This is a genomic window from Deltaproteobacteria bacterium PRO3 (assembly GCA_030263375.1).
GTDB lineage: Bacteria > UBA10199 > UBA10199 > DSSB01 > DSSB01 > DSSB01.
Window position 1 is genome coordinate 1 of sequence record SZOV01000195.1, and the last position, 2,765, is coordinate 2,765.

2 protein-coding genes are annotated in these 2,765 nt (G+C 72.1%); both read right to left on the reverse strand.

Annotated features, from left to right (window positions below; translation table 11 throughout):
• On the reverse strand, positions 1–1,521 hold a 1,521-nt coding region (locus tag FBR05_15260), incomplete at its 3' end, for a hypothetical protein (protein ID MDL1873538.1).
• On the reverse strand, positions 1,518–2,765 hold a 1,248-nt coding region (locus tag FBR05_15265; protein ID MDL1873539.1), incomplete at its 5' end, for a hypothetical protein. The genes FBR05_15265 and FBR05_15260, both read right to left, overlap by 4 nt.

Sequence of the window (2,765 nt, forward strand, 5' to 3'; positions counted from 1 at the left end):
AGTCTCGGCCCGAGCCGCGTCCGCCTCGCGGCCGGCACGGCGCGCCGCCAGGGCCGCGTCGCGGGCCGCCTCGCGGCGCCAGGCCGGCCACGGCGTTTCGCCCAACCAGTTCAGGAAGGTGTCGGACGGCTCGACCGACTCCGGCTTCGGCGCCGAAAGGTATCTCCAAAGGCGGCTCCAGGCGCCGAAGGACTCCCCTTCGAGGGTCGCCAACTCTCCCAACTCCGCGGCGATCTCCCCCTGCCGCAGGGCGCCGCGGCGGAACCTGGCGCGCCACAGCAGGAAGCGGGCCTGCCATCGCTCGGCGGGGCTCGCCCCCGGTTCCCGCAATAATTCCTTCAAGACAGCTTCGGCCTCGGCCTCTCTCCCCCCTTCGATCCATACCTGCGCCCGATGGAGACGCAGGGCCCGCGCAAGCGCCCGGTCCTCGCGGCTGGCGGGCGAGGCCTCCAGCTCCGCGAGGCGGCGCAGCGCCCGCTCGCAGAGGCCGAGCGCAAGGTCGACGTCCACGACGGCGAGCCCCAGCAAGGCCCGGTCGGCCGCGCCGCCCAGGATGCGCAGCACCGAACCCGCGCGCGCCAGCGCCGCGAGGGCCGAGGCGGCGTCACCGGTATCCAAGCAAGCGAGCGCGCGGTTGCCCTCGTAACGGCCCCACTGCAAAAGCTCGCCGCCGTGCCGGGCCTCCCGGCAGGCTCGGTCCAGGGCCTCAAGGGCCTCGCTGGGCTGGCCGCGCTCCCGCGCCAGCATGCCGAGACAATTTTCGGCAATCGCGATCATCTGGGGACTTCCGGCACGGGCGTAGTGAGCCAGGGAAGTCTCGAAGCATTGCCTCGCCTCGGCAAAGCGCAGCTCGGCCTGAGCAAGCGCCCCCAGGCGCTGCACCACCTCGCCCAAGATCGCCGGGTCGCCGCCGGCCAGTCCTTGCGCGGCCTCGAGGTGGCGGCGCGCCGCGGATGCATCGCCCCGCTCCGCCGCCCGCGCGGCGAGCAGGTTGTGGGCGCGGGCCTGATAGACGGCCGCTTCCGGATTTCTTTTCGGATCCGCGCGCAGCGCCTTCTTAAGCTCGCGTTCCGCCTCGCCCCCCTTCCCCTCGGCGGAGAAAACCAGACCCAAGTAGAATCGGTAGCGCGCCTCGGCCAGGTCCGGATCCGCCTCCCGGGCCGCCTCGAACCAGTCGCGGTAGGCGCGCCGCGCCGCCTCATGGCGGCCCAGCCGGTAGTTGGCGACCGCGCGCAGCACGTGCAGCCAGCGGCGATCCAAGGCGGGGTCCCGCAAGGTCTTCAGGCGCTCGGCCCAGACCAACAACGCCTCTAAATCTCCGCGCGCCTCAAGGCCGCGCAAGGCGGCGATACCGACGGCGGCGGCCGTTCCGCGCTCGCCCAAGGCCCAGGCGTGGTGCAGGCGGGAAACCGCCCTCGCTTCCGGCAAAGCCTCCAGCCAAAGCCGGTGCGCCTTCCGTCGGACGCCCTCCGGCAGGGCCGCGAGATAATCCCCGGCCAAGGAAGGGTGCGCGAGGGTCAAGCGATCGCCTTCCCGAGGGCGCGGCGCCAGCAGGCCGTGCCGGGCGAGGTCCAGCCACAGCGTTTCCGCCTCATAACCGGCCGCGCCCAGCCGCTCGCCCATTTCTCGCAGGCTCGCAGACTCCGCTTCGCGCGCGCCGCCGCGCAAAAATCCGCCGGCACGGCAACCCGCCCGACCTTTCCGCCCGCGCCGGCCAGGGCCCGCAGTCCTTCCAGCGCCAGCATCGGCCTGCCGCCGGACTGCCGGGCGACCCCTGGCAAGGCCTGCGGCGGCCAATCCCGCCCCAGGCTCGCCTGCTTGAGCAGATCCAGGGTCGCCGCCTCCGTCAGATCGCCCAAGGCGAGGCGCAGGCCGAGTCCCGCCTCCGCGAAACCTTCGGGGAGGAGCTCCGCCTCCGTGACCAGCTCGTCGTTGTATTCCGCCAAGATTCTCAAAACGGAGGTCCCGGCGAGGAGCAGGCTCCAAAACACCTTCAGCCGCCCGCGACGCGCGGCGGGCCAACGGTGGAGATCGCTGCAGACCATCAAGGACGGGCGCTCGCGCAGGGCGCGGGCGCAGCGCTCGGCCGCGGCGAACCAATCGTCTCCGGCCTCTTCCGCCGCGACGATGCCTAAGTCCCGCTGCAAGCGCGCGAGCCAGTTCTCCCCTGCATTTGCGCCGATCTCCACGACACGGTAGCCGCGAAACACCGCCTCCCAGCGCCACTCCTCCAAGAATCGGCTGCGCCCGACGCCGGTCGGCCCGCTCAACGTCCACAGCCGCGGCTCCGCGGTCGAGTCCCGCAGCGCGGCGCGGGCCCGTTCCATCTCGACCTCGCGGCCGACCAAGGGCAGCTTGGGGATCTCGAAGTCCTCTTCCGCCTCGCCGCCCGGCAGGTCTTCGCCCGCCTGGCGCCGCAGATACTTGAGCAGCAAGGCCGCGGAGGCCGGGCGCCGCAGCGGCGAGAGCTCGAGCAGCCTCGTGATCGCCTGGGATAGATATTCGGGTACTTCGGGCTTGAGCTCGCGCAGCGGAGGCGGCGGCGCGACCCGTTCCAGACCCAGCGGCGTCAGAGGCTTCTCGTAGGGAAAGCGTCCCGACAGCGCGCGATAAAAAGCGGCGCCGAGCGCGAAGAGATCTCCGCTGGGACCGAAGTCCCCCATGTAGGCCTCCGGCGGCGTGTAAGGCAGCGATCCCACGGCCGCCGACTCGGCGCCGCGCCGCTCGCCTTCCCAGGAAAGGCCGAAGTCGAGGATCTTGAGACG